The sequence below is a fragment of the Agrobacterium sp. SORGH_AS 787 genome, from assembly GCF_030819035.1.
In the GTDB taxonomy this organism is placed as follows: domain Bacteria; phylum Pseudomonadota; class Alphaproteobacteria; order Rhizobiales; family Rhizobiaceae; genus Agrobacterium; species Agrobacterium larrymoorei_B.
The window spans coordinates 2356566-2382209 of the sequence record NZ_JAUTBG010000002.1; the positions used below are offsets into that span (position 1 = coordinate 2356566).

General features: G+C 57.5%; 24 protein-coding genes. 17 read left to right on the plus strand and 7 right to left on the minus strand.

What is annotated here, in order from left to right:
- Positions 1-152: 152 nt before the first annotated feature.
- Positions 153-1880 carry an ABC transporter ATP-binding protein gene (locus QE435_RS20710; RefSeq protein ID WP_349042511.1) on the plus strand — a complete coding sequence of 576 codons (1728 nt, stop codon included), beginning with the start codon at positions 153-155 and terminating at the stop codon, positions 1878-1880.
- 28 nt (positions 1881-1908) lie between these two features.
- Here QE435_RS20710 and QE435_RS20715 read toward each other — a convergent pair whose 3' ends face one another.
- The 3 genes from QE435_RS20715 to QE435_RS20725 all read right to left on the minus strand — a co-directional run bounded on the left by QE435_RS20715 (position 1909) and on the right by QE435_RS20725 (position 3909).
- Positions 1909-2841, minus strand: a complete 933-nt coding sequence (locus tag QE435_RS20715) for a DMT family transporter (protein ID WP_349042512.1) — start codon at positions 2839-2841, stop codon at positions 1909-1911.
- A gap of 73 nt (positions 2842-2914) precedes the next feature.
- Positions 2915-3646 carry an AraC family transcriptional regulator gene (locus QE435_RS20720; protein ID WP_349042513.1) on the minus strand — a complete coding sequence of 244 codons (732 nt, stop codon included), beginning with the start codon at positions 3644-3646 and terminating at the stop codon, positions 2915-2917.
- An 80-nt stretch (positions 3647-3726) separates the two neighbouring features.
- On the minus strand, positions 3727-3909 hold the full coding sequence (locus tag QE435_RS20725) for a hypothetical protein (RefSeq protein WP_306932780.1): 183 nt from the start codon (positions 3907-3909) through the stop codon (positions 3727-3729).
- A 398-nt stretch (positions 3910-4307) separates the two neighbouring features.
- On the opposite strand from QE435_RS20725, the gene QE435_RS20730 reads away from it, so the two are divergent.
- Genes QE435_RS20730 through QE435_RS20740 form a run of 3 tightly spaced genes read left to right on the plus strand, consistent with a single transcriptional unit; the run spans position 4308 to position 5731 of the window.
- Positions 4308-4685 carry a hypothetical protein gene (locus tag QE435_RS20730; protein ID WP_349042514.1) on the plus strand — a complete coding sequence of 126 codons (378 nt, stop codon included), beginning with the start codon at positions 4308-4310 and terminating at the stop codon, positions 4683-4685.
- 14 nt (positions 4686-4699) lie between these two features.
- A complete protein-coding gene (locus tag QE435_RS20735; RefSeq protein ID WP_349042515.1) occupies positions 4700-5272 on the plus strand; it encodes an AAA family ATPase in 573 nt (190 codons plus the stop codon).
- Between the two features lie 9 nt (positions 5273-5281).
- A complete protein-coding gene (locus tag QE435_RS20740; protein WP_062425352.1) occupies positions 5282-5731 on the plus strand; it encodes a type II toxin-antitoxin system RatA family toxin in 450 nt (149 codons plus the stop codon).
- Here QE435_RS20740 and QE435_RS20745 read toward each other — a convergent pair.
- Together QE435_RS20745 and QE435_RS20750 are read right to left on the minus strand one after the other, a co-directional pair.
- Positions 5719-6222, minus strand: coding sequence for a CinA family protein (locus QE435_RS20745; RefSeq protein WP_306932786.1), 504 nt, complete (start codon positions 6220-6222; stop codon positions 5719-5721). The genes QE435_RS20740 and QE435_RS20745 overlap by 13 nt on opposite strands.
- A complete protein-coding gene (locus tag QE435_RS20750; protein ID WP_349042516.1) occupies positions 6219-7430 on the minus strand; it encodes a bifunctional 2-C-methyl-D-erythritol 4-phosphate cytidylyltransferase/2-C-methyl-D-erythritol 2,4-cyclodiphosphate synthase in 1212 nt (403 codons plus the stop codon). Before QE435_RS20750 ends, QE435_RS20745 begins: the two co-directional genes overlap by 4 nt.
- A gap of 230 nt (positions 7431-7660) precedes the next feature.
- On the opposite strand from QE435_RS20750, the gene dusB reads away from it, so the two are divergent.
- The 9 genes from dusB (at position 7661) to QE435_RS20795 (ending at position 19834) form a co-directional block, all read left to right on the plus strand.
- The gene (dusB, locus tag QE435_RS20755) at positions 7661-8677 is read left to right on the plus strand and encodes a tRNA dihydrouridine synthase DusB (RefSeq protein ID WP_349042517.1); all 1017 of its coding nucleotides are present in this window, start codon (positions 7661-7663) and stop codon (positions 8675-8677) included.
- Positions 8674-9822: a nitrogen regulation protein NR(II) gene (locus tag QE435_RS20760; protein WP_306932791.1), complete on the plus strand. Its 1149-nt coding sequence runs from the start codon at positions 8674-8676 to the stop codon at positions 9820-9822. The genes dusB and QE435_RS20760 overlap by 4 nt, the downstream gene beginning before the upstream one ends.
- Positions 9819-11270 carry a nitrogen regulation protein NR(I) gene (ntrC, locus tag QE435_RS20765; RefSeq protein WP_062425347.1) on the plus strand — a complete coding sequence of 484 codons (1452 nt, stop codon included), beginning with the start codon at positions 9819-9821 and terminating at the stop codon, positions 11268-11270. The genes QE435_RS20760 and ntrC overlap by 4 nt, the downstream gene beginning before the upstream one ends.
- Positions 11271-11419: 149 nt before the next feature.
- Positions 11420-13684 carry a PAS domain-containing sensor histidine kinase gene (locus QE435_RS20770; protein ID WP_349042518.1) on the plus strand — a complete coding sequence of 755 codons (2265 nt, stop codon included), beginning with the start codon at positions 11420-11422 and terminating at the stop codon, positions 13682-13684.
- Positions 13674-15038, plus strand: coding sequence for a sigma-54 dependent transcriptional regulator (locus QE435_RS20775; RefSeq protein ID WP_306932797.1), 1365 nt, complete (start codon positions 13674-13676; stop codon positions 15036-15038). Before QE435_RS20770 ends, QE435_RS20775 begins: the two co-directional genes overlap by 11 nt.
- Before the next feature lie 49 nt (positions 15039-15087).
- A complete protein-coding gene (gene trkA / locus QE435_RS20780; RefSeq protein ID WP_306932799.1) occupies positions 15088-16464 on the plus strand; it encodes a Trk system potassium transporter TrkA in 1377 nt (458 codons plus the stop codon).
- A gap of 187 nt (positions 16465-16651) precedes the next feature.
- Positions 16652-16894, plus strand: a complete 243-nt coding sequence (hfq, locus tag QE435_RS20785) for an RNA chaperone Hfq (RefSeq protein WP_027673217.1) — start codon at positions 16652-16654, stop codon at positions 16892-16894.
- 197 nt (positions 16895-17091) lie between these two features.
- Positions 17092-18420: a GTPase HflX gene (gene hflX / locus QE435_RS20790; protein WP_349042519.1), complete on the plus strand. Its 1329-nt coding sequence runs from the start codon at positions 17092-17094 to the stop codon at positions 18418-18420.
- A gap of 337 nt (positions 18421-18757) precedes the next feature.
- Positions 18758-19834, plus strand: a complete 1077-nt coding sequence (locus QE435_RS20795; protein WP_349042520.1) for a GGDEF domain-containing protein — start codon at positions 18758-18760, stop codon at positions 19832-19834.
- A gap of 111 nt (positions 19835-19945) precedes the next feature.
- Here QE435_RS20795 and mazG read toward each other — a convergent pair whose 3' ends face one another.
- Both mazG and QE435_RS20805 read right to left on the minus strand, forming a co-directional pair.
- Entirely contained in the window at positions 19946-20779 is an 834-nt protein-coding gene (gene mazG, locus QE435_RS20800; protein WP_349042521.1) for a nucleoside triphosphate pyrophosphohydrolase, read from the minus strand.
- Positions 20780-20798: 19 nt separating this feature from the next.
- Positions 20799-21386 carry a nucleoside deaminase gene (locus tag QE435_RS20805; protein ID WP_309771036.1) on the minus strand — a complete coding sequence of 196 codons (588 nt, stop codon included), beginning with the start codon at positions 21384-21386 and terminating at the stop codon, positions 20799-20801.
- A gap of 233 nt (positions 21387-21619) precedes the next feature.
- Here QE435_RS20805 and cysG point away from each other — a divergent pair, with 233 nt between their 5' ends.
- Genes cysG through QE435_RS20825 form a run of 4 tightly spaced genes read left to right on the plus strand, consistent with a single transcriptional unit; the run spans position 21620 to position 25583 of the window.
- Entirely contained in the window at positions 21620-23080 is a 1461-nt protein-coding gene (gene cysG, locus QE435_RS20810) for a siroheme synthase CysG (RefSeq protein WP_349042522.1), read from the plus strand.
- Positions 23073-23387 (plus strand): DUF2849 domain-containing protein, encoded by a 315-nt coding sequence (locus QE435_RS20815; protein ID WP_349042523.1) that lies wholly within the window; start codon positions 23073-23075, stop codon positions 23385-23387. Before cysG ends, QE435_RS20815 begins: the two co-directional genes overlap by 8 nt.
- An 8-nt stretch (positions 23388-23395) precedes the next feature.
- On the plus strand, positions 23396-25066 hold the full coding sequence (locus tag QE435_RS20820; RefSeq protein ID WP_349042524.1) for a nitrite/sulfite reductase: 1671 nt from the start codon (positions 23396-23398) through the stop codon (positions 25064-25066).
- A 10-nt stretch (positions 25067-25076) separates the two neighbouring features.
- Positions 25077-25583 (plus strand): DUF934 domain-containing protein, encoded by a 507-nt coding sequence (locus QE435_RS20825; RefSeq protein WP_349042525.1) that lies wholly within the window; start codon positions 25077-25079, stop codon positions 25581-25583.
- Positions 25584-25644 lie beyond the last annotated feature (61 nt).

Below are 25644 nucleotides of genomic sequence, written 5' to 3' on the forward strand. Positions count from 1 at the left end.
CCCCCGTTATTTCGCTTTTATGTTGTCGCAAAACATATTGGACGAATTTGGTAAAAATTGAGCAACGTGCTTGGACTTCTGACATGAATGTGAGAATGAACAAGCGCTTTTACAACCTCTGAGGTTTCCTGCTCCGTTCTGGGCCAATCATCATGCTGCGCCGATTCTTCGCTTACTATCGCCCGTATCGGGGGCTCTTCATTCTCGATTTCTCCTGTGCCGTGTTCTCGGGTCTTCTCGAACTGGGCTTTCCCATGGCGGTGAAGCTTTTCGTCGACGTTCTTCTGCCAGCATCGAACTGGCCGGTTATCATGGCCGCATCGTTCGGGCTGATTATCGTCTATGTCTTCAATACCGGCCTGATGGCGACCGTCACCTATTGGGGACATATGCTCGGCATCAACATCGAAACAGACATGCGCCGAGCTGCTTTCGATCATCTTCAGAAACTCTCCTTCCGCTTCTTCGATAATCAGAAGACAGGCCATCTTGTCGGCCGCCTGACAAAGGATCTGGAGGAGATCGGTGAGGTTGCGCATCACGGGCCGGAAGATCTTTTCATCGCAATTATGACCTTTATCGGCGCATTCCTGCTCATGCTATGGGTCAATATGCCACTGGCACTGATCACGGCGGTCATTGTGCCTCTGACAGCCTATGTGACGAGCCGGTACGGTACGCGCATGACCAACAACTTCCGGGCGCTCTACAACCGCGTCGGCGCCTTCAATGCCCGCATCGAGGAAAATGTCGGCGGGATGCGGGTGGTCCAGGCCTTTGCCAATGAGGATCACGAGCGCGCGCTGTTCGAAAAAGACAATCAGCGCTATCGCCGCACCAAGCTCGATGCCTACAAGATCATGACCGCCAGCACGTCGCTCAGCTATATGAGCATGCGCCTGACGCAAATGATCATCATGATCTGCGGTGCCTGGCTCGTCCTGCACGGCGACCTGACCAATGGCGGCTTCGTCAGCTTCCTTCTCTTGGTGAATGTCTTCTTCCGGCCGATCGAGAAGATCAATTCCGTAATCGAAACCTATCCCAAGGGCATTGCCGGGTTTCGCCGCTTCACCGAGTTGATCGATACCGAGCCGGATATTGCCGATGCGCCGGATGCGATTACGGCTCCGTCCCTTCGTGGAGACATCGTGTATGCTGCCGTCAGCTTCGGTTATGCTGATGGCAAACAGGTTCTCTCCAACATCGATCTGACCATCCGCGCCGGAGAAACGGTTGCCTTCGTCGGACCTTCTGGTGCGGGCAAAACGACTTTGTGTTCGTTGCTGCCGCGTTTCTACGAGGTCTCTGGTGGCGCCATCACCATTGACGGCATCGACATCCGCAAGATGACGCTGGCGTCGTTGCGCAGCCAGATCGGTATCGTCCAGCAGGACGTCTTCATGTTCGGCGGCACTGTCCGCGAGAACATTGAGTATGGACGTCTCGGCGCAAGCGATGATGATATCTGGATTGCGGCGCGGCGCGCACGTCTGGATCATGTCATCGAAGCTATGCCAGACGGCATGGAAACAGTGATTGGCGAGCGTGGCGTCAAACTCTCCGGCGGACAGAAGCAACGTCTCGCGATTGCCCGCATGTTCCTGAAGAACCCACCAATCCTCATTCTTGACGAGGCGACGTCCGCCCTTGACACCGAAACCGAACGCGCCATCCAGCAGTCGCTTGGTGAACTGGCCGAAGGGCGCACGACGCTTATCATCGCCCATCGTCTGGCGACCATCAGGGATGCTTCGCGCATTGTCGTCGTTGACGGCAACGGCATCGTTGAGAGCGGCAACCATCAGGAACTTCTTGCAGCGAGAGGGCCATACAGCCGGCTTTATGAAGCGCAGTTCGGCGCTGGCCTGATCGCATAACAGTTCGAACTATGTGAGAGCTATGTCTTCAACCATGCACCTTGCGTGGCCGATGCGCCTGCATGCATAGCAGAACGCTGAGAACGACGGCGAGGATTGCGACACTTTCGATGAGCGTTGGTCCACGGCCTTCCCATAGAAAGCCGTAGAGCAGGGCGAACAGCGTTTCGAAAAGGATCATCTGTCCCACCATTGTCAGCGGCAGGAGCCGGCTCATGCGGTTCCACAGCGCGTTGCCGAAGATCGACGCCGAGATGGCAAGACCGGCCGCGACCATCGTAAACTGCATCCAGTCAGACGCGGGATGGACAACGTCGTCAAACGCAAAAGCGGGTACAGCAAGCACAAGCGCGATGCCGCCGGTGACAACGCCGGTCATGAGGTTCCATTCATCGGCGCTGACCGCATGCAGACGCACGAGCCATCGCGCGTTGCCGACCGCAAAAGCCGTCCAGGAGGCCAGGGCACCGATCGCGGCTGCCAGCCCTATAAGCTTGCGAGCATCCAATGGTGTTCCGTCATGCATCAGCGATTGCCAAGAGATGCCGATGATCCCAACGGCCCCCAAGAAGAGAGACGGCCAGAGCCGCTTTAGCGACACAGCGCCATGATCCATGCTGCCGATGACGGTAATCGCTACCGGCAGAAAGCCGACGATGATCGAGGTGAAGGCGACGCCACTCAATTGGACGGCGGTCGAGATGAAAACGTAATAGAGCAGGTTGCCGACGAGGCTGAGCCACAGGAGAGCCGTCCATTCCGCCCGACCGAACTGTGCCGATACGCGTTTGATTTTCGGCGCGATCAGCACGAGCGCGATAAAACCATAGGTCAGATAGCGGGCCGTGGAGAGTTGCAACGGTGTGAAGCCTGCCGGAATGAGCTTCGGCGCAAGAAAAATCCCGCCCCACAGCGCTCCCGCAAGCATTCCGTAAAATAGCCCCAAGCCGGTCTTGTTCATGTCATGCCCTCGCGTCTATGGCGGCTGTTTGGCATGCGCAAGAAGTGCCTGTCTTGACATAAACTCTTGTGGTTCAGGAAATTGCGTTGCGCCGATAGGCGGCGGGGGTAATGCCCATCGACTTCCTCATGGCACGGGTCAATGCGGTCTGGTCGGAGAATCCTGCCCGTGCGGCGATCTCGGCAATCGGCAGGCACGAACCGGATAGAAGGGCGCAGATTTTCTTCATCCGCATGTCGGCGAGCAGGGCATGCGGCGTGGCGTCAAAGTAATCCAGAAACAGGGCATGCAGACGGCTCGTGCTGATCTCCACCTCGGATGCCATCCGCTCCACCGTCCAGGGTTGAAACGGATCGATCTCGATCAATGCTTTCAGCGTCAGCAGTCGAGACGCGACGTCTGCCCTTTCGTCCGTGAAGCTTCCGACCAGAAGCTCTGCCCACAGCCTCGTTGAGGATGAATCGCATTCGCCGTCATGAATGGATCGTCGCATATGGCGCGCTACCGAAGCCGATCGATGGGTGAGGTCGATGAACGGCTTATTGCAGAATCTCTCCAGCGTTGCTTCGGAGACGTACCGCTCGTCGAGATCGACGATCAGAGAGCGGTTGTTGTCCGAGGTGACAATGCTGTGCTTGATGTTGCCGGTGATCAGAACGGCTTTCGATGTGGAGAGCCTCTGTTGCAACCCGCCAACGTCGAGATCCATACTCCCTTGGAGCGGCACGACGATCTGGACGAAGGCGTGACGTTCCTCCGGCCATTCCTTCGAATAGGAGCGGAGATCGACAGATGCAGCCTGCACGGCGTTCTCCTTCCCTTAAACGCAAAAAGTGGCCTCGCGGCCACCTTCTAACATGACGCTTAAAGAACTGGAACAGAGGCTCAGGCCTCGGATTCCTGCTTCGCTGTCGATTCGCCACGCTTGCGCTTGCGCAGCACCGGCTTGTTCTCGCGCGCCTCGCACTTCGCCACATCGATAAGGTAAGCCAATACCGGCATGCTGTTCATCGAGGCGAGTTGCTTAGCGGATTCGAGAAGGTTGATGATGTTGGAAAAGTCGTCCATCGTATCTCTCGGCTGGACCATGGGGTCCGGTTTATGGTTGAAAAACGCGCCAGACACGAAACCGCGCCAAAATTCGACATCTTGGCCCGGTTGCATCTCATGGCTGCAAACAATCTTCTAATTTAATAGCAATCCACCCAGCAGGGTTGCAATAGCGATTTTCTAAGAACTGCTATGCAGGGGTGATGAGGATGATCATCGTCAACGATACCAGAGAGGCCGTGCAAGTCATCAGAGGCTCTCGCCGTATTCTCGTCATGGGGTGCTCCGGTAATGGCAAAAGCACGCTGAGCAAAGGTCTGTCTGAGCGTCTCGGACTGCCCCACATATCCTGCGACCGAGATATCTTCTGGCTGCCCGGCTGGAAGCTGAGGCCAAGGCCGGAGATTGTCGAACGCATGACCGCCTTTGCAGCGGAAGATCGTTGGATCATCGATGGCAACAGCCCAGGCACGCTGCCTCTTCGCTTGCCGCGGACGGAGGCTGTGATCTGGCTGCGCTTTTCCCGCTGGGTTTCTTTGATAAGCGTCGTGAAGCGCTGGCTTCACTACCGCGGCAAGGTGCGACCGGAAATGGCCGACGGATGCCCGGAAAAGATCGATGCTAAGTTTTTGTTCTATATCTGGAATTTCGAGAAGGCCGAATCACCTGAGATCATGCAGCATCTTGAAGCAGCGCGAGAGGATTTGCCGGTCATCATTATCAAAAGCTACCACGATACGAATCGCATGCTGAGCGATCTCGACTCGGCGATTGGCGGCGAGCCGCGGCTATAGGGCAGGGGGAAGATGTGCCAAACTATATTGGTGATATCGAAGACGCCGCGAGGCTGCTGGTAAATGCATCCCGCGCGCTGGTGGTCGGCTCGTCCGGTGCGGGAAAGACGACGCTCGCGCGGCAAGTCGCGCATCATCTTGAAGCCGAATATTTCTCGATAGATCGAGACGTGCGCTGGCTTCCCAATTGGACGCAACGCGACCGGGCCGAGCAGCATCGCATCATCAAGGACATCATCGCTCGTGATCGCTGGGTATTGGACGGAAGCAATCCCTCCACCTTCGACCTTCGTTTGCCACGAACCGATATCGTGATCTGGATGCGCGTGCCTCGCCTTGCATGTCTGGCGGGGATTGCGCGCCGGGTGATGCGCAATTACGGAAGAGTGCGACCGGATATGGCTGACGGTTGTCCTGAACCTTTGCCCGACCTCGAATTTTTGACTTACGTCTGGACCTTCGAGAAACGTCATGCCCCGCTCTTTGAGCGCAATTTCCATCTTTATGGTCCAGAGGTTCCGATATTTCAGGTGAAATCACGACACGAGGCGGATCGCCTCCTTGATCTTATGCGGAGTGCACCTTAATTCCCGCTCATGCCGCAATTTGAAACACGCCGCCTTGTCAAACATTCTCCCGACCGGATGTACGATCTCGTCGCCGATGTGGAGAAATATCCGGAATTTCTGCCTCTCTGTGACGGGCTCACCGTGCGCTCCAAGAAAGAGCGCGACGGCAAGACGCTGCTGGTGGCGGATATGACGGTTGGCTACAAGGCCATCCGCGAAACCTTCACCACACAGGTTCTTTTGAAGCCGGAAGAACGCGCCATCGATGTGAAATACCTCGACGGGCCGTTCCGCTATCTGGACAATCGTTGGCGCTTCGAGCCGACCGATGATGGCGGATGCTCGGTCTATTTCTTCATCGACTACGAGTTCAAGAACCGCCTTCTGGGCGCTCTGATGGGCTCGATGTTCGATCGTGCCTTCCGCATGTTCGCCGAAGCGTTCGAAGCCCGCGCCGACCGCATTTATGCGGAGTGAGACAGCTCCAAAACCATGTCCAGCGCGGTTCTGACGGTGGCAAGGCGTACTTGATCGCGACCGATATCGCCATAGCGCATTTCGCGATGGAGAAGCCTGCCATCCCGGCTCTTCGCCGCAAGATGCACCAGACCAACCGGTTTTGCAGCAGAGCCGCCACCGGGACCTGCAATACCTGTGACTGCAACGGCAACATGCGCCCGCGAGCGAAACAGGGCGCCATGGGCCATCTGCAGCGCGGTTTCCTTGGAGACAGCTCCAAAGGCCGTGAGTGTGGCCCGCGACACGCCCAGCATCTCCATCTTGGCCTCATTCGTATAGGTGACGAAGCCGCGATCCACCACCGCGGAGGAACCGGAGATCTCGGTCAGCGCGCCGGTAATCAACCCGCCCGTGCAGCTTTCCGCCGTCGATACCATGTGCTTTTCACCGGAGAAGCTTGCAATGATCTGTCGGGCCCGGTCTTCGATATCGGCGGGGAAGATGCTCATACCGGCCTCCGCTGGTAAACCACCGTGGCGGTGGCGATCGCTGCAATGCCCTCACGCCGTCCGACGAAGCCGATCATCTCGTTTGTGGTTGCCTTGACCGAGCATCGGTCGAGCGAGATGCCAAGAATATCGGCGAGGTTCTCGCGCATGGCCTGGCGGTGCGGCCCGATGCGCGGCGCTTCCGCAATCAGCGAGACGTCCGCATTCATGATCGTACCGCCATTCCCGCGCACGACCTTTGCCGCGTGTTCGAGGAAAATCCGCGAAGCGGCACCCTTCCATTGCGGATCCGACGGCGGAAAATGATCGCCGATATCCCCGGCACCGCAGGTTGCAAGAAGGGCGTCGGTCAGCGCATGAAGCGCCACATCCGCATCGGAATGGCCTTTGAGTTTCTGATCATGCGCAATGAAGATGCCGCAAAGCGTCACACCATCGCCGTCTTCCAACTGATGGACATCATACCCGTTTCCGGTCCGCACATCCGGAAGTGCTGCAGAGAGTTTTTCATCAGCCATGGTGATATCCCGCTTCAAAGTGAGTTTGACATTATCGACTGCCCCTTCGACGAGGCTAACCGGCAGGCCAGCCCATTCCGCAATCGAGGCGTCGTCTGTGAAATCGTCCCGACCCGATGAGGCGGCATCCCGGTGCGCTGCAAGGATAGAGCTATATCGAAAGGCCTGCGGGGTCTGGGCGGCAAACAGGCCGTTACGCGATACAGTCTCCTGAACCAAAGACGCTTCGCCACGCTTCAACGTGTCTGTGACCGCAAGCGCAGGCAGCACCGCTTCAGCACCGCTCTCTAGACGCTGCGCAACCCGCTCCAGAAGATCGCCATCGATGAAGGGACGGACTGCGTCATGGATCATCACATGCGTGACGTCCTCTGCCTTCAGCGCTTCGAGGCCTGCAAGGACGGATTGCTGCCGAGTCGCGCCGCCGGTAACGACCTTGATCCTATCGCCAGCCGCTAGACGGGCTACAACCGGCTCGAAAAGGGCGGCGTCATCCTGGTGAATAACGACGGCAATCGCGACAGACTGTTGCCGCTCAAGGAACGTTTCCAGAGTGCGTTCGATGACGGGTCTGCCGCCGATCAGCCGATATTGCTTAGGCCCCTCTTCAGGTGAGCCTGCGCGCTCTCCACGGCCCGCTGCGACAAGGACGACACCGATTTTCATCTTGGATTTCCGCATTTCACCCATGCCGTTTCTGCGATTGTTGCAGATTGACACGGGTGATCTAACGTTTCAAAAGCCGAATGACCAGCCAAGATATGTGCATCCAACGGCCAGAAATGTCTGTGTTATGTTGCGGGTTTAAAGTAGTAGACGTCACGCGCAGGTAAATTCATCAAAAAACACGCAAAAAAACATCGCGGGCGCTTGGCAAGCGCTCAAACGCTGTCTAAAAATAATGCAAAATTTCTATCTGCATGAAAGATCGCCAATTGCATTTCCCGGCGCTGTCAGACTCATTTCAGATCGGTGGTGTCGCTGTTCGTAACCGGGCAGTGCTCGCACCTATGTCAGGCGTCACTGATCTTCCTTTCCGTCAACTTGCTTGGCGTTTTGGTGCGGGCCTGGTCGTGACCGAGATGGTTGCGAGCCGCGAGCTCGTGGCAAACAAGGGCGAGTCCTGGGCTCGTCTGAAGAATGCGGGCATGACGCCACACATGGTGCAGCTTGCCGGACGCGAAGCGCACTGGATGGCGGAGGCCGCGAAAATAGCTGCCGATAATGGCGCCGATATCATCGACATCAATATGGGGTGCCCGGCCAAGAAGGTGACGGGCGGCTACTCCGGCTCTGCGCTGATGCGCGATCCCGATCATGCGCTGACCCTCATTGAGGCGACCGTCAGGGCGGTTGATGTGCCTGTCACGGTGAAGATGCGGCTGGGTTGGGACGAAAACTCCCTCAACGCCCCAGACATCGCAGCGCGGGCCGAAGCCGCAGGTGTAAAGCTCATCACCATCCATGGCCGCACGCGCATGCAGTTTTACGAAGGCAAGGCGGATTGGAGCGCGATCCGCGCAGTCCGTAGCGCTATTTCGATACCGTTAATCGCCAATGGTGACGTGGAAACGGAAAGCGATGTCGCCGAGATATTGCGCCTTTCGGGCGCCGATGCGGTGATGGTAGGGCGCGGTGCGCAGGGGCAGCCCTGGCTGCCAGCCGTTCTCGCCGGACACGCGGCACCTCCACCACAGAATATCGCCGATATTGCCGTCGAGCATTATGAGATGATGCTCGAATTTTACGGTCTGGAGGCTGGTCTTCGTCATGCACGTAAGCATCTCGGCTGGTATCTCGACCGGTTCGCCCCCTCAACCACGGCCGAGGAGAAGGTGCTGATCATGACATCGAAAAACACGAGCGAGGTCATCGTGGTGCTGCGCGGCGCACTGGAACGCGGAGCGGAAGACGATGGCGCAAGGAAGGCTGCATGAGCGCTGGAAATTCATCTGCGCCGGGTGGTAACGCCTTGGCAATGGCCGTTCTGAATGCCGTGCAGAACCCTGTCATCCTTGTGGATGCAGAAGGCTTCGTTGCTTTCGCTAACTGGGAGGCAGAAGCCTTCTTCGGCGCCAGTGCGGCTCATATGGCGCGCTATCGTATTTCAACTTTCATCCCTTTCGGCAGCCCTCTTCTGGCGCTGATCGATCAGGTCCGAGAGCGCCGCGCTCCCGTCAACGAATATCGCGTTGATCTTTCATCCCCAAGGCTTGGTCAGGACAAGCTGGTCGATCTCTATGTCGCGCCCGTTGTCAGCGAGCCGGGTTCGGTCGTCGTCGTGTTTCAGGAACGGTCGATGGCGGACAAGATCGATCGCCAGCTCACACATCGCGCCGCAGCGCGCTCTGTCACGGGTCTAGCGTCGATGCTTGCCCACGAAATCAAAAATCCGCTTTCCGGGATCAGAGGTGCTGCGCAACTGCTCGAATCTTCGGTTCCGGATGAGGACAGAGCTCTCACGCGGCTGATCTGCGACGAGACGGATCGCATCGTCTCACTGGTAGACCGCATGGAGATTTTCTCCGATGAGCGTCCGGTGGACCGCGTGCCGGTCAACATCCACTCGGTCCTCGATCATGTTAAAGCCGTTGCCAAGGCTGGTTTTGCTCGTAACATCAAGATTTCGGAAAACTACGATCCGTCCTTGCCGCCGGTCTATGCCAACCGCGATCAGTTGGTGCAGGTCTTTCTCAATCTTGTGAAAAACGCGGCGGAAGCAGTGGGCAATCAGCAGGATGGCGAAATCGTTCTCACCACCGCTTATCGCCCGGGCATTCGCCTATCGGTGGCGGGCAGCCGCGAGCGTATTTCTCTGCCGCTCGAATTCTGTGTGCATGACAACGGTCCGGGCGTGCCATCCGATCTTCTGCCGCATCTCTTCGACCCCTTCATCACCACCAAGACCAATGGCTCCGGCCTCGGTTTGGCACTGGTTGCGAAGCTGATCGGCGCCCATGGCGGCATCGTTGAATGCGACAGCCAGAACCATCGTACGACATTCCGCGTCCTGATGCCGGTTTCGCCTGAAGTCGCGCCGGACGACAGCATTATACCGAACTCGACAGGGTCCAATCCATGACAGCAACGATTCTCGTAGCCGATGATGATGCGGCTATCCGCACCGTTCTGAACCAGGCGCTGAGCCGCGCCGGTTACGATGTGCGCATCACGTCCAATGCCGCCACGCTATGGCGTTGGGTCTCGGCGGGCGAGGGCGACCTTGTCATTACCGATGTGGTCATGCCGGACGAAAACGCCTTCGACCTGCTGCCACGCATCAAAAAGGCGCGGCCTGAGCTTCCGGTTCTGGTTATGAGTGCTCAGAACACGTTCATGACCGCGATCAAGGCGTCCGAGAAGGGCGCTTATGATTACCTGCCGAAGCCCTTCGACCTGACGGAATTGATCGCCATCATAGGCCGCGCGCTCTCGGAGCCGAAACGCAAGCCTGCGAAGCTCGATGACGACATGCAGGACGGCATGCCGCTGGTCGGCCGTTCAGCAGCGATGCAGGAAATCTACCGCGTGCTGGCCCGTCTGATGCAGACGGATCTGACGCTTATGATTACCGGCGAGTCTGGGACGGGCAAGGAGCTGGTAGCGCGTGCGCTGCATGATTACGGCAAGCGACGCAATGGCCCCTTCGTCGCCATCAACATGGCGGCTATCCCACGCGACCTGATCGAATCCGAACTTTTCGGCCACGAGAAGGGTGCCTTCACCGGCGCACAGAACCGCTCAACCGGCCGTTTCGAACAGGCGGAGGGTGGCACGCTGTTTCTCGATGAAATCGGCGACATGCCGATGGATGCCCAAACCCGTCTGCTGCGCGTCTTGCAGCAGGGCGAATATACGACCGTGGGTGGGCGCACGCCAATCCGCACCGATGTCCGCATCGTAGCCGCCACCAACAAGGATTTGAAGCAGTCGATCAACCAGGGTCTTTTCCGCGAAGACCTCTATTATCGTTTGAACGTCGTTCCGCTGCGCCTGCCGCCGCTTCGCGATCGCGCCGAAGATATTCCCGACCTCGTGCGTCACTTTATCCAGACTGGCGAGAAGGAGGGTCTTGAGGGCAAGCGTTTCGAGGGTGAGGCGCTGGAGTTGATGAAGGCTTACGCCTGGCCAGGCAACGTCCGCGAACTTGAGAACCTGATCCGTCGTCTGATGGCGCTCTATCCGCAGGAAGTCATCACCCGTGAAATCATCGAGCAGGAGCTTCAGTCTGACGTTCCCGATAGCCCGATCGACCGAACGACCGTTCGCAGCGGCAACCTGACGATCTCGCAGGCGGTGGAAGAGAATATGCGGGAATATTTCTCGAGCTTCGGCGAAAACCTGCCGCCACCCGGCCTCTACGACCGCGTGTTGCATGAGATGGAATACCCGCTGATTCTCGCAGCGCTGACCGCAACACGCGGAAACCAGATCAAGGCGGCAGATCTGCTCGGCCTCAATCGTAATACGCTTAGGAAAAAGATCCGCGAACTCGGCGTTTCCGTGTATCGCAGCTCTCGTACCACCTGAGGATATTGACAATACGACGATCGTCGTTGCATTTTCGCCACAAACTGTTGCTTGAAAAACACTGTGACATCACAGATTCGCTCTCTAGCGAAAACTGATGTCGGGCTGTGGCGTTGCTGCTGATCTCGGCGGCTTGGGATTGATGATCAATGCGTAAACCTGTCGCCGAAGGAAGAGCCGACGACCAAGCGGCGGGCATGGTGATAGCCGACCGACGGATGTCGTTTGCGCTACCGGGTCTTGTTCTCGCTGGCGTAGCGCTGATCTGTGCCATCGTCACGCTCATCGTGCTGCTCGGACTGACACCGATCGCGCCGACCTCGAATGTCGTCATCGCCTCGGTCGTCATCAATTCCATCTTCGTCATTGGCCTGATGTATCTCATCGGCCGCGAAATCAGCCGGCTCTTGAAAGCGCGCCGTAAGGGTAGGGCTGCGGCGCGCCTGCATGTGCGCATCGTCGTGCTGTTCTCCATCGTCGCCATTACGCCAGCCGTTCTCGTGGCGATCTTCGCCAGTCTGACTCTGAATGTGGGGCTCGATCGCTGGTTTGCGCTGCGCACCCAGGCAATCGTCGATTCCTCCAGCAATATCGCCCAGGCCTATATGCTGGAAAATGCCGGTTATCTTCAGGGCCAGACGCTCTCCATGGCGACCGATCTCGACCGCAACCGCGCACTTTTCTATCTCGACCGCACCGGCTTCGTCGATCTGATGACTCGCCAGGCAAAAGGCCGCGGCATGCTCGGCGCGTTTCTGGTTCAGGCGGATGGCGATGCCGTCGTGCAGGCCGATATCACCACTGAACGCCCTCTGCCGGCAATCCCTGCGGATGCGTTGGAAAAGGCCGCGGCTGGCCAGCCAACGCTTATTCCGCCAGGCGTTACCAATCTCGTTGGTGCCATCATCAAGCTTGAGGGGATTGGCGGAACCTTCCTCTACACGGTGCGCGCCGTCGATCCCAAGGTCATGTCGGCTATGCGGCTGATGGAAGAGAACCGCGCGGAATACAAAGCGATGGAATCCGGCCGCGCGCCGTTGCAGATCGCTTTTGCCATTCTCTATCTCGGCTTTGCGCTGATCGTGCTTCTCGCTGCGATCTGGACGGCAATCGCGGTCGCCGACCGTATCGTTCGCCCAATCCGTCTGCTCATCAGCGCCGCTGACAGTGTAGCAACCGGCAACCTGCATGTGCTGGTGCCGGTGCGCGCCATCGACGGCGACGTTGGCCGCCTGTCGCGAACCTTCAACAAGATGATTTCCGAAATCCGCAGCCAGCAGGAAGAGATCATCGAGGCGAAGGACGATATCGATGATCGCCGTCGCTTCATCGAAGCGGTGCTCTCCGGTGTGACGGCAGCTGTGATCGGCGTCGACGAGAACCGGGTGATCACCATCGTCAATCCGTCAGCGGAAGAGTTTCTCGCTCTTCCTTCCTCCGAGCTTGTGGGGGCACCGCTCTCTGTTGCTGCACCAGAGATTGAGCATGTGCTTGCGGAAGCATCGGCATCCGGTCGCGCGGATTTTCGTCAGCAGATCAACATCATGCGCCGCGGTAAGGAACGCACCTTGAGCGTTCAGGTGACCCGCGAAGACGCCCGCGATGGCCGCGAGTCCCATGTCATAACTCTCGACGACATCACCGATCTCGTCATCGCTCAGCGCTCGACCGCCTGGTCGGATGTGGCACGACGTATTGCGCACGAGATCAAGAACCCGTTGACGCCGATCCAGCTCTCTGCGGAGCGCATCAAGCGCCGCTTTGGCAAGCAGATCGACGACAGCGACCGCGCGGTCTTCGATCAGTGTACTGACACCATCGTTCGTCAGGTTGGCGATATTGGCCGTATGGTGGATGAGTTTTCCGCCTTCGCCCGCATGCCGAAGCCGACCAAGGAGCGCTCCGATCTGCGCAGCGTCCTCAAGGATGCGACCTTCCTCAGAGAAATGGGTGCGAGCCACGTGAGTTTCGAAACTGCACTGGGTGACAAGCCTCTGGAAGGCATGTTCGACTCCCGCATGCTCGGTCAGGCGTTTGGCAATCTCATCAAGAATGCGACCGAGGCGATCGAGTCCGTCGATTCTGCTGAAAAGCGTGATGGCCGCATCCTGGTTCGTGCGGATTTTGACGAAGCAAACAACAGGTTCGTGGTCGACGTCATCGATAATGGCAGGGGCCTGCCGGTCGAGAACCGTCACCGTATCCTCGAACCTTATATGACGATGCGCGACAAAGGCACAGGACTTGGTCTCGCCATCGTCAAGAAGATCATTGAAGAACACGGCGGTCATCTTGAGTTGCATGATGCGCCCGCCGATTTCGATCATGGCCACGGTGCCATGATCAGGGTGCTGCTCCCGCGTGTCGAAGCGGTTGGCAGCGAAACTGACAAGGAAGTTGCATATGGCATCTGATATTCTGGTCGTCGACGACGAGGCCGACATCCGTGAGATCGTTGCGGGCATTCTGTCTGATGAAGGTCACGAAACCCGCATGGCGCATGATAGCGACAGCGCGCTGGCTGCCATTTCCGAACGCGTTCCGCGATTGATCTTTCTTGATATCTGGATGCAGGGAAGCAAGCTGGATGGTCTGGCGCTTCTCGATGAAATCAAAAACCGCCACCCCGACTTGCCTGTGGTGATGATTTCCGGTCACGGTAACATCGAGACGGCGGTCAATGCGATCAAGCGTGGTGCTTTCGACTTCATCGAGAAGCCGTTCAAGGCTGACCGTCTGATTCTGATTGCCGAACGCGCGCTGGAAAACTCCAAGCTGAAGCGCGAGGTTCAGGAGCTAAAAAAGCGGACTGGCGACGCCGTTGAACTGGTCGGGGCGTCTCTGGCCGTTTCGCAGCTGCGCCAGACGATCGATCGCGTCGCGCCCACCAACAGCCGCATCATGATCCTCGGCCCCTCCGGCTCCGGCAAAGAGCTTGTGGCGCGCATGATCCACAAGAAGTCGTCGCGGGCGACGGGACCCTTTGTGGCGCTGAATGCGGCCACAATCACGCCGGAGCGCATGGAGATCGCGCTTTTCGGCACAGAAGGACTGCCTGGACAGCCACGCAAAGTCGGTGCGCTGGAAGAGGCGCATCGCGGCGTTCTCTATCTCGATGAAGTCGGCGAAATGCCGCGCGAGACGCAGAACAAGATCCTGCGCGTGCTGGTCGATCAGCAGTTCGAGCGCGTCGGCGGCGGCAAGCGGGTCAAGGTCGATGTTCGCATTATTTCCTCGACCGCACTCAATCTCGAGAACCTGATCTCCGAGGGACTTTTTCGCGAGGATCTCTATCACCGTCTCGCCGTTGTCCCGGTCAAGGTTCCGGCTCTGTCCGAGCGCCGTGAGGATATTCCGTTTTTGGTGGACATGTTCATCCGCCAGATTTCGGAACAGGCAGGCATTCGTCCGCGCAAGATCGGCGACGACGCCATGGCCGTTCTGCAGACGCATGATTGGCCGGGCAACATCCGACAGCTTCGCAACAACATCGAACGCCTGATGATTCTTGCCCGTCCAGAAGGTGGCGACACGTCGATTACTGCGGACATGCTGCCGTCCGATATTGGCGACATGCTGCCGAAGATTGCCGCACAGGGTGATCAGCACATCATGACCCTTCCGCTCCGCGAGGCGCGCGAAATGTTCGAGCGTGATTATCTTGTGGCACAGATCAACCGATTCGGCGGCAACATTTCCCGCACGGCGGAGTTTGTCGGCATGGAGCGCTCGGCCCTGCACCGTAAGCTCAAGTCGCTCGGCGTCTGACAGTTATGCGCTCAACGGGTTTTATGAATAAGCTCGGAGAGGGCGGTGCATGAAGGTCATTATTTGCGGCGCGGGGCAGGTGGGTTACGGCATCGCCGAACAGCTGTCGCGTGAGGACAATGAGGTTTCGGTGATCGATACCTCCGCTGCCCTTATCTCCGCGATCACTGAGACGCTCGATGTTCGTGGCTATGTCGGCCATGGCTCGCATCCGGATGTGTTGGCGAAAGCTGGGGCCGATCAGGCCGACATGATTATTGCCGTCACCCTCTATGACGAGATCAACATCGTCGCCTGCGAGGTCGCGCACGCTCTCTTCAGTGTGCCCACCAAGATTGCCCGCATCCGCGATCAGAGCTATCTGGCTCCTGAATATGGCGACCTCTTCAGCCGCGAAAACATGTCCATCGATGTGACGATCTCTCCGGAGATCGAAGTCGGTAAGATGGTCCTCCGACGCATTGCTTTTCCAGGCGCCACCGACGTGGTCCGCTTTGCCGATGACAATGTCTATATGCTGGCAATCGAGTGCATGGAGGATTGCCCGGTCGTCAACACGCCGCTGCAGCAGTTGAGCCAACTCTTCCCCGATCTGATTGCAACTGTCGTTGGTGTGTTCCGCAACGGTCACTTGAAGTCGGTCGACTCCTCCGAACAATTGCGCACCGGCGACCTTGCCTATGTCATCTGCCAACGCCAGCACGCCCGCCGCACACTCGGGCTGTTCGGTCATGTGGAGAAAGAGGCAAGCAGGATCGTCATCGCCGGCGGTGGCAATATCGGCCAATATGTTGCGCGTTCCATCGAGGAACTGCAACCGAAGACTCGGGTCAAGATCATCGAGTTCGATCGCGACAAGGCGATCGCAGCTTCTGAAAATCTCAACTCGACGATCGTGCTGCATGGCTCGGTCCTTGACCAGAAAATCCTTCACCAGGCCGATATTCAGGATGCCGACCTGATCGTTACGCTGACCAACAACGACCAGACCAATATTCTGGGCGCAGTCATGGCAAAGCAGATGGGCTGCAAATCGAACCTTGCTTTGCTGAATGCCACCTCCTTCCACGATGCAGCCAAGTCCCTGGCGCTGGACGCCTACATCAACCCCCGGGCTGTGACGATTTCACGGGTGTTGCAGCATGTGCGCAAGGGCCGCATTCGCTCCGTCTATGCGGTGCAGCGCGGTAACGGTGAGATCATCGAGGCCGAAGCTCTGGAGACGTCTCCGCTCGTCGGCCAGGCGCTTCGCGAGATCGATCTTCCTGAAGGTATCCGCATCGGGGCAGTTTATCGTGACAAGACGGTTTTGCGGCCAGATGGCAACATGAAGATCAAAGCGAAGGACCGTGTCATTCTCTTTGCATCCGCAGATTCTGTGCGCGATGTGGAGCAGCTCTTCAGGGTGTCGCTGCAATATTTCTAATTTATCGAGAAACGTACCATCTTGGCAAGCTGGCAAAAAATGGAGTGAGTTTTTCGACATTGCGGAACAGAGCGTGATTTGATACCAGAGTTTCACCCAATGGCAGGGGGCACGGCCAGCGGGATAGCATTATTGATTGTTTGATTTCCCGGTCTCCCATCCGGGCAAAAAAGAAAGAAGCGGCGCTATGGCGGAACGTTCTCAAAACCTGCAAGACCTTTTCCTCAACACCGTTCGTAAGCAGAAGATTTCGTTGACGATTTTCCTCATCAACGGCGTCAAGCTGACAGGTGTTGTTACGTCTTTCGACAACTTCTGCGTGCTCCTGCGCCGCGATGGACATTCGCAGCTCGTCTACAAGCATGCGATCTCCACCATCATGCCGGGCCAGCCCATGCAGATGTTCGAGACCGAAGAAGGCGCGGCCTGATTCTTCGTTTCTAAGACGTAACCGATCTCTCGTCCTGCAGCGATGGACAACGGAACTCACGATCGAGCTCCGTTGTTTTTGTCGTGTAGCTGCCTATATTTTAAACTGGCACCAGCAACTGAAAGGGCCAGCACATTTCTACACGCGATACGTCGAATGAATCCATCATCCCTGAGCTTGAAAAGCGCCGCGACGACATGCGCGCGGTCGTCCTCGTCCCGCAGCTGAAGCAGCAGCGTGACCATCGCGAGGCGACCGCGACGGCACCCCTGCGGTCGATGGAGGCGAAGCTCGAAGAAGCCAAAGGTCTGGCACTCGCCATTGACCTCACCGTCACACAAGGGCTGATCGTCCCCGTCAGCCAGCCGCGCCCTGCGACATTGTTCGGCACCGGTAAGATCGAAGAGATCGGTCATCTGCTCGATGAAACGGATGCAGGTCTGGTGATTGTCGATCACCCGTTGACGCCGGTTCAGCAACGCAATCTTGAAAAGCAGTGGAACTCCAAGGTGATCGACCGGACGGGTCTCATCCTTGAGATTTTCGGCCGCCGCGCCTCGACAAAGGAAGGCACACTGCAGGTCGATCTTGCCCACCTCAATTACCAGAAGGGCCGCCTTGTCAGAAGCTGGACCCACCTTGAGCGTCAGCGCGGTGGCGCGGGCTTCATGGGTGGTCCGGGTGAAACGCAGATCGAAGCGGATAGACGTCTTCTTCAAGAGCGCATCGTGCGTCTCGAGCGGGAGCTGGAGCAGGTGGTGCGGACCCGCCAATTGCATCGCGCCAAGCGTCGCAAGGTGCCGCATCCGATCGTGGCGCTGGTCGGATATACCAACGCCGGAAAATCGACGCTGTTCAATCGTATCACGGGCGCGGGCGTCCTGGCGGAAGACATGCTGTTTGCCACGCTCGATCCCACGCTTCGCCGTATGAAGCTGCCGCATGGACGAACCGTCATCCTGTCCGATACGGTCGGTTTCATCTCCGACCTGCCGACCCACTTGGTTGCCGCCTTCCGCGCAACCCTGGAAGAGGTGCTGGAAGCAGATCTGGTTCTGCACGTGCGCGATATGTCGGATCCCGACAATGCGGCACAGGCCGGTGACGTCATGCGCATTCTTGGCGATCTCGGCATCGACGAAAAGGTCGCCGAGGAGCGGATCATCGAGGTCTGGAACAAGGTGGACCGGCTGGAGCCGGAAGCCCATGACGCCATCATGCAGAAAGCAGAGGGCCGGGCCAATGTCCGTGCCGTCTCCGCACTGACAGGCGAGGGTGTCGATGCGCTGATGGACGATATCTCGATTCGCCTGTCGGGCGTTCTGACGGAAACCACGATCGTTTTGAGCATCGATCAATTGCCGCTACTGTCCTGGGTTTATGACAACGCCATCGTCGATGGACGCGAGGACAGAGAAGACGGTTCGGTGGCGCTCGACATTCGCCTCTCGGGAGAGCAGGGGGCAGCGCTGGAGCGGAAGCTCGGACTGGGCACTAAGCCACCGGCGGAAGACTGGGAGCGGTGAGCGATATCCCCGCTGCAATACGTCGCGTAAGGCGCTTTGCGGTTTTGCAATATGACGCGGGGTGAAACAAAAACTTGAAGCGTGGACGAGTATATGAAAGATCGCAGCACGCTTCATAAGCAGCATCGCATATCATCCATGTCTTCCGTCCCACCCTATTTTGAAAAATGTCAAAGTTGGGGGCGCTCATTAGGTGATAGTCGTGTAGCGGATATGATGTGAGCCGATATTGATGTTGCCAGAATTAGATCTTCCAACTGTTCTTATTCTTCATAAGCTTTCATTTGTCGTCGCCGGTCTTTGCTTCATTTACGTTCGTTCTCAGTCACGGGAAAGTGTGGGCCTGGGGCTTTTGGCGATCGGTTTCTTCCTTGTCGCCATGGCTTCGATCCTCGTTGGAGTTGGATTTTTCCTGCCAGGGCGTGAATATCTTTTCGCCATGGCGGGGATGTTTGCCGGCCTCGTGGGATATGCGGTCTTTTGGCTTGGGATGTGCCGCATCAGCAGGCAGAGAAAGGGAAATCGCGAATGGCTCGTATTGACCCTTCCAGTGGTGGTCTGCCTGGTGCTGATTGCCACCGGCCTCTATAACTCACCCCATAGCCGAACAATTGCCTTCCAGACCACGGCCGCATCACTGCTTTTCGCGTCTGCGCTGACGGTTCGCGCCGACAATGTCACGGAGCCGCTCCCGGTCAGAAAGCCCTTAGCGGTGTCGATCATCATCGCAGCTGTTCTCACACTGCTTGTCGCAGTCGGGGTGGCTTTTCCGTTGACGGCGATCAACATCGCGCGAAACGCATTTTTTGCCTCCATCATCTGTCATTTTGCGATTGCGTTTTTCGTCATGGCACTCGTCAAGGAACGGACCGAAGAGCGGTTGAGGGGCTTGGTCGGGCTCGACGTGTTGACGGGTGTGCCGAACCGGCACTCCTTCAGTTCCAGGCTTCCCGAAACTGTTCGATACGGCGATGCGATCGTTATGATCGACATCGACCACTTCAAGCGCATCAATGACAATTTCGGCCATCTCGCTGGGGATGAGATACTGGCACGCGTGGCACGAGAACTCTTCACCCGTATCCGTTCAGTGGATAGCTTCGCCCGCTTTGGTGGAGAGGAGTTCATCCTATATCAGCCAAATATCGGCAAGGACGAGGCGGTTGCTTTTGCCGGTACGCTGCAGAATGTCGTCAGTTCGATTACACACCGCATGGATGATCAAACCGTGGTCGCGACCTTGAGTATGGGTATTGCTGTCTGCGACGAGAAGACCAGCACCGCGATGTCGCTTATAAAGAAGGCGGATATGGCGCTTTATGCGTCGAAAGCATCCGGCCGTGACCGTTTGACGCTGTATCGTGCTGAAGACTTCGTCGATGGGCAGGTGCAGCAGCGAAGCAACTACACCTGAAGCAAGTCTTGCGGCCCAGAGGCAAAGATATTCGAAGGAACAAGAGCTTAGGGCGCGCGGAGCAAGTCTGAAGCTATCGAAACGCACGCGAATGGCGCGGCAGTCTTCCGATCATCCAAGCTGTCGCTCGATTGCCTTGGCAGCCTGCCACAACTCCTCCATCCTCTCGAGGCTGGCAGCCTCAAGCGTTTCCCCGGAGGCGGCGAGCGACGTCTCAATGTGGCGAAACCGGCGGCGAAATTTGGTGTTCGTGCCGCGCAGCGCATTTTCAGCGTCGACTTTGACATGGCGGCCGATATTGACCATGGCGAAGATCAGATCGCCCAACTCGTCGCTGATGCTCTCGGCCTTGCCTTCAGCAAGCGCCTCCCTGAGTTCCCCGATTTCTTCCTCGATCTTGTCGAGGATCGGCTCTGCTGCGGACCAGTCAAAACCGACGCGCGCGGCCTGTTCCTGAAGCTTCAAAGCCTCGGTCAGCGCTGGCTGGCTGCGCTGGATCGAGCCCAAAAATCCGGCCTTCGGGTCCTCGCTGATGCCGCGCAGTGCACGTCGTTCCAAGCGCTCACGCTTCTCGGCCGCCTTGATTTGATCCCATTGCAGCTTGACGGATTCCGGCGTGTCCGCCTCTGAGACTGCAAAGACATGCGGGTGCCTGCGGATCATCTTTGACGTCACGGCATGAATGACATCGCCGAAGGAGAACGCTCCCATCTCCTCGGCAATACGCGAATGAAAAACCACCTGCAGCAACAGGTCCCCGAGTTCTTCGCAAAGATCGTCCATGTCGCTGCGCTCGATCGCATCCGCCACTTCATAGGCTTCTTCGATCGTGTACGGCTTGATCGTCTCAAATGTCTGGATGGTATCCCAAGGGCACCCTGTTTCCGGCTGGCGCAACGCCTCCATGATCTCGATGAGACGGGAGATATCTTTCGAGGCTTCCATGGTGCTGCTTTCTGGACTGTCAGTTCAGGGGGATGTTGTTGTCGGATTTGGACGACTGATAGCTATTGGAGAGGTTGTTATAGACCGTTTTGATCCGTGCCGTCTGCTCTTGCAACTTCAGTTTCAACGGGTTTTCCTCTGCTTCCACCAGATCGGCAATGAAGTAGGAGTTCCAGAAAGCATTGCTCCGCCGATAGCCGCCTGGCTCCAAACCGAAAACCTCCTTGAGAATCTTGAGGTCATGCGGAATGGCGAAAGCGTCCCGCGAATCTTCATGGCTGAAAAAGGAGTAGAAATTGTCAAAGCCTGCCCAGGTGATCGCCGACATGCACATGGTGCAGGGTTCATGGGTGGAAAGGAAGATCAGGTCTTTCGTGTCAGGCTTTTCGCCCAGTTCGTAGAAATGTTTCAGGGTGTGGACCTCACCATGCCACAAAGGGTTCTCAAGCTCATTGTTGGTTTCGGCAATCACCAGCGACAGATCGGACTTGCGCAGAATGGCCGCGCCGAAGACCTTGTTGCCGAGCGCGACGCCGCGGCTGGTAAGTGGCAGAATGTCATGTTCGATCACGTCGAGGAGGCGTGAGGCCAAAGATTGCTCTGTCAAGATACGTACCCTTTTTCTGTGGTAGTGAAGTTTCCGATTTGCTTCCGCCAGAAATAGCAGAGAAATATAGAATATTGATAGAAATACCATCCTTTAGATGGGGTGTGGCGGCTTGGTCGCTACGGTTGCTTTTCCTCAAAAAGGCCGCTTGCCGAGAAATAATAATCTACGGCATTATGATGTAGGAATTTTCGTGCCTTCAACCTTTTTACTCGATCGGCGATATTGCGACCATGTTTGAGACAACTGCTTCCCGCACCCAAGACCGCCTGATGACATTCCCCGCCTTCTTCAAGGTAGAGGGCAAGTACGTTGCTGTCTTCGGGAACGGCGATGAGGCTTATGCGAAGGCGCGGCTTCTTTCAAATACAAATGCGCTGATCGTCGCATTCTCGGATGATCCGCAGTCCGACTACGCTGCCTTTCTCGAGAGGGAACATATCAAGGTCGTTGCACAGTCCTTCACCCCAGATCAGGTGGATGGCATGACGCTTGTCTTCGCCGCGACCGGCGATGAAGCACTTGATCGTCAGATCGTGGATGCGGCACGCGCAAAGGCCATTCCTGCCAATGCCGTCGACCAGCCGGGCTATTGCGATTTCTATACGCCAGGTCTTGTGTCTCGTGCGCCTCTCGCGGTTGCGATCTGCACGGAAGGCGCCGGTCCGGTGCTTGGCCAGATCGTTCGTGCGCGTATTGACCAGATGTTGGCGCCGTCACTTGGTCGTCTTGCCCGGCTCGCGGTGGAATATCGCGATGCTGCGGAAGCAAGCATTCCGAAGGGCGCTCTCCGTCGCAACTTCTGGCGTCGCTTCTTCTCTGGAAGCGTGGCAGATGCTGTCGCCCAGAACGATGTCGATGCCGCTCACGCAGCAGCAGAGAAGCTTCTTTTGTCACCTGAAAGCCCCGAAGGCTACGTGTGGCTGGTGGGCGCAGGTCCCGGTGCTGAAGATCTTTTGACACTGCGTGCGCAGCGCGTCCTGATGCAGGCGGATGTGATTGTCTATGACGCGCTGGTGCCTCAAGAGATCGTCAATATGGGCCGCCGGGACGCGGAGCGTCTGTCGGTCGGCAAGCGCAAGGGCTGTCACTCCAAGTCGCAGGAGGACATAAATAAGCTGTTGGTGTCGCTCGGCCAGGAAGGGAAACGCGTCGTCCGGCTGAAGTCCGGCGATCCGCTGGTCTATGGCCGCGCGGCTGAAGAGATGGCAGCACTGCGCGAAGCTGGTATTGGATATGAGATCGTACCGGGCATTACCTCGGCCTTCGCCGCCGCCGCCGACTTCGAACTTCCGCTCACGCTGCGCGGCGTGGCATCGTCGCTGATCTTTACCACAGGTCACGATCTCGCGGGCGATATCTTGCCGGACTGGGCGCGTCTCGCCGTCTCAGGGGCAACAATTGCCGTCTATATGGGGCGCAGCGTTGCCGCCTCTGTGGCGACGCGGCTGATGAGTGCGGGACTGAATGCGGATACGACAGTGGCGGTTATCGAAAACGCCAGCCGCAGCTATCGTCGCCTGATGCACGGCACATTGAAGGATTTGCCCTACTTAGAGCATCGCGATGAGTTGACTGGCCCAGTCATGGTGATCATCGGCGACGCGGTTGCGGGTTCGAATTTTGAAAGGTCCGAAGCGCTGGCGGTCTCGCCGCTTGGCGCAAATGCCGGACAGGAGTATGCAAATGGTTGATAAGGTACTCACCGCCAATCGTCTGACCGATGGCATCGCTGTATGGCTGGATGCCAACGGCGAATGGAACGAGGATCTGCAGTCCGCTCTCGTTGCGCGTCACGAGGAAGCGGTCGCGTCGCTGGAAGAGATCGGTAAGCGTGATTTCTCTGCCAACAAGGTTGTAGACGTCAACATCATCGAGGTTGCCGAGGAAAACGGTCGTCTGTGGCCGACGCGTCTTCGCGAACGCATTCGTGCGGCTGGCCCGACAATCGAATATGCCACGGGCTACAAGCCCGCTGACGCAGCATTTATCGCAGTCTGAGGAAGATCATGTACCGTTATGACGAGTTCGACCACGCTTTCGTAAAGGGTCGCGTGGAGCAGTTTCGCGATCAGGTGGAACGCCGCCTGTCCGGCGAACTTGCCGAAGATGCGTTCAAGCCCCTGCGCCTGATGAATGGCGTCTACCTTCAGCTGCATGCCTACATGCTGCGCGTCGCGATCCCCTATGGAACGCTGAACTCCAAGCAGATGCGTATGCTGGCGCATATCGCCCGCAAGTATGATCGTGGATATGGCCACTTCACCACGCGGCAGAACATTCAGTATAACTGGCCGCGTCTTGCCGATACGCCTGCTATTCTGGACGAGTTGGCAAGCGTGGAAATGCACGCGCTGCAGACCTCAGGCAACTGCATTCGCAACGTCACCGCAGACCACTTTGCGGGTGCTGCGGCAGACGAGGTGGCCGATCCGCGCCCCTATGCGGAGATCCTGCGCCAATGGTCGTCCGTCCATCCGGAATTCTCCTTCCTGCCGCGCAAGTTCAAGATCGCCGTGACAGGTGCGGAGCGTGATCGCGCTGCCATTCAGGTTCACGATATCGGTCTGCACCTGAAGAAGAACGATGAGGGCGAAATCGGCTTTGCCGTTTATGTCGGCGGCGGGCAGGGCAGAACGCCTATGATCGCCAAAAAGATTCGCGATTTCCTGCCTGAAGAGGACCTGCTGTCCTACACCACCGCCATCATGCGCGTGTATAATCTGCATGGACGGCGTGACAACAAATACAAGGCGCGCATCAAGATCCTCGTGCATGAGACAGGTGCGGAAGAACTGGCGCGTCAGGTCGAGGCAGAATTCGTTCACCTGAAGAACGGCGAACTGAAACTTCCCGACGCGGATATTGCCGCGATCACCACCTACTTCGCGCCGCCGCAGTTGAAGGACCGTCCCGAAAGCTGGGAGAGCCTCGCTCGCTGGAAGAAGGCGGATTCAGATTTCGCGCGCTGGGTGGATCAGAACGTTCAACCGCACAAGCATCCCGATTATGGCATGGTGACGATCTCGCTGAAGCCGATCGGCGGCATTCCGGGCGACGCATCCGACGAGCAGATGGATGTTGTCGCGGATATTGCCGCAGAATATGCCTTCGATGAGATCCGCATCAGCCATGAGCAGAATATCATCCTGCCGCATGTGGCACTTGCCGATCTGGAACCGGTCTACCGGGCGCTCCAGGGCGCGGGCCTAGCAACCGCCAATGCGGGTCTCATTACCGATATCATTGCCTGTCCCGGGCTGGACTACTGCGCGCTTGCCAATGCGCGCTCGATTCCGGTCTCGCAGGAAATCTCCCGACGTTTTGGCGCGCCTGAGCGCCAGGCTGAAATCGGTGAGCTGAAGATCAAGATCTCTGGCTGCATCAATGCCTGCGGTCACCACCATGTCGGCCATATTGGGCTGCTCGGCGTCGAGAAGAAGGGTGCCGAACTCTATCAGATCACGCTGGGTGGTTCGGGCGATGAGAATTCGTCGATCGGTGAAATCATCGGTCGTGGCTTCGAGCCGGAGAAGGTAACGGACGCGGTGGAGACGATTGTCGATACCTATCTCGGTCTGCGCCTGTCGAAGGAAGAAACCTTCCTTGAGGCCTATCGCCGGGTTGGACCGCAGCCATTCAAGGATGCCCTTTATCCCGCAGCTGCAGCAGCTGCCTGAGGATTATGACATGACCAAAATCTGGAACGAACACGGCTTCGTCGAAAACGATCCCTGGGTCATCGAGACCGAAGAGGTCAAGGCGGGCGAGGGGCAGAATACGGTCCTGCCGTTGGAAATCTTTCTGACGAGAGCCGCTGAAAGCAACGATGTCGGTCTCGGCGTGCTCATTACGCCGGCCGACGACGTGACGAGGCTTGCGCCCTTCATTGATCGTATCGCGCTTGTCGCTGTCAGCTTCCCAGCCTTCAATGACGGACGCGGATTCAGCCATGCTTCGCTGCTGCGCACGCGGCTGAATTATCAGGGCGAGTTGCGAGCCGTCGGTGACGTTTTGATCGACCAGGTGCCATTGATGCTCAGAACCGGGTTTACCAGCTTCGCCGTTACCAATGAGACGGCGATCCGCCGCTTGTCGGAAAACCGGCTGCCTGGCATCAATGTCTACTACCAGCCGACGGCAACACCGGCAGCCGAAGGTGAAACCTATAGCTGGCGCAGGCGTGCGGCAGTATGAGCCATTGCTCGTAAATATGAGTTAGAGATACATATTTTTACCTGCATAGCTCTAATGACAT

Coding starts and splice junctions, on each gene's coding strand:
- QE435_RS20825 (WP_349042525.1), top strand. CDS start 25,077: ATGACCAAAATCTGGAACGAACACGGCTTCGTCGAAAACGATCCCTGG.
- QE435_RS20815 (WP_349042523.1), top strand. CDS start 23,073: ATGGTTGATAAGGTACTCACCGCCAATCGTCTGACCGATGGCATCGCT.
- QE435_RS20820 (WP_349042524.1), top strand. CDS start 23,396: ATGTACCGTTATGACGAGTTCGACCACGCTTTCGTAAAGGGTCGCGTG.
- QE435_RS20770 (WP_349042518.1), top strand. CDS start 11,420: ATGCGTAAACCTGTCGCCGAAGGAAGAGCCGACGACCAAGCGGCGGGC.
- QE435_RS20710 (WP_349042511.1), top strand. CDS start 153: ATGCTGCGCCGATTCTTCGCTTACTATCGCCCGTATCGGGGGCTCTTC.
- QE435_RS20750 (WP_349042516.1), bottom strand. CDS start 7,430: ATGGGTGAAATGCGGAAATCCAAGATGAAAATCGGTGTCGTCCTTGTC.
- QE435_RS20740 (WP_062425352.1), top strand. CDS start 5,282: ATGCCGCAATTTGAAACACGCCGCCTTGTCAAACATTCTCCCGACCGG.
- QE435_RS20745 (WP_306932786.1), bottom strand. CDS start 6,222: ATGAGCATCTTCCCCGCCGATATCGAAGACCGGGCCCGACAGATCATT.
- QE435_RS20775 (WP_306932797.1), top strand. CDS start 13,674: ATGGCATCTGATATTCTGGTCGTCGACGACGAGGCCGACATCCGTGAG.
- QE435_RS20725 (WP_306932780.1), bottom strand. CDS start 3,909: ATGGACGACTTTTCCAACATCATCAACCTTCTCGAATCCGCTAAGCAA.
- hflX (WP_349042519.1), top strand. CDS start 17,092: ATGCGCGCGGTCGTCCTCGTCCCGCAGCTGAAGCAGCAGCGTGACCAT.
- QE435_RS20715 (WP_349042512.1), bottom strand. CDS start 2,841: ATGAACAAGACCGGCTTGGGGCTATTTTACGGAATGCTTGCGGGAGCG.
- QE435_RS20760 (WP_306932791.1), top strand. CDS start 8,674: ATGAGCGCTGGAAATTCATCTGCGCCGGGTGGTAACGCCTTGGCAATG.
- QE435_RS20730 (WP_349042514.1), top strand. CDS start 4,308: ATGACCGCCTTTGCAGCGGAAGATCGTTGGATCATCGATGGCAACAGC.
- dusB (WP_349042517.1), top strand. CDS start 7,661: ATGAAAGATCGCCAATTGCATTTCCCGGCGCTGTCAGACTCATTTCAG.
- ntrC (WP_062425347.1), top strand. CDS start 9,819: ATGACAGCAACGATTCTCGTAGCCGATGATGATGCGGCTATCCGCACC.
- mazG (WP_349042521.1), bottom strand. CDS start 20,779: ATGGAAGCCTCGAAAGATATCTCCCGTCTCATCGAGATCATGGAGGCG.
- hfq (WP_027673217.1), top strand. CDS start 16,652: ATGGCGGAACGTTCTCAAAACCTGCAAGACCTTTTCCTCAACACCGTT.
- trkA (WP_306932799.1), top strand. CDS start 15,088: ATGAAGGTCATTATTTGCGGCGCGGGGCAGGTGGGTTACGGCATCGCC.
- cysG (WP_349042522.1), top strand. CDS start 21,620: ATGTTTGAGACAACTGCTTCCCGCACCCAAGACCGCCTGATGACATTC.